The sequence below is a fragment of the Pseudomonas sp. SIMBA_067 genome (genome assembly GCF_046534675.1).
GTDB lineage: Bacteria > Pseudomonadota > Gammaproteobacteria > Pseudomonadales > Pseudomonadaceae > Aquipseudomonas > Aquipseudomonas putida.
Genome location: NZ_JAWRYH010001115.1, coordinates 1 through 245 on the forward strand (window position 1 = coordinate 1; position 245 = coordinate 245).

Sequence of the window (245 nt, forward strand, 5' to 3'; positions counted from 1 at the left end):
GCGGCCCGAGGCCAGGTGCACACGGCGACCGGCCATACGGCCAACGATTTCTTCATCGTCAACGGCGATTTCGACCACGGCGTCGATGTCGACACCGGCGGCGACCATGGCTTCAGCCTGCGGAATGGTCCGTGGGAAGCCGTCGAACAGGCAGCCGTTGGCGCAATCCGGCTGGGCGATGCGCTCCTTTACCAGGCTGATGATCAGATCGTCGGAGACCAGTTGGCCGGCATCCATGACTTTCT

Annotated in this window: 1 protein-coding gene; it reads right to left on the reverse strand. The window is 63.3% G+C overall.

Annotation, left to right across the window (positions count from 1 at the left end; translation table 11 throughout):
* Nucleotides 1–245: nucleoside monophosphate kinase (locus SB765_RS32745; RefSeq protein WP_410932906.1), on the reverse strand; the 245-nt coding region annotated here is incomplete at both ends.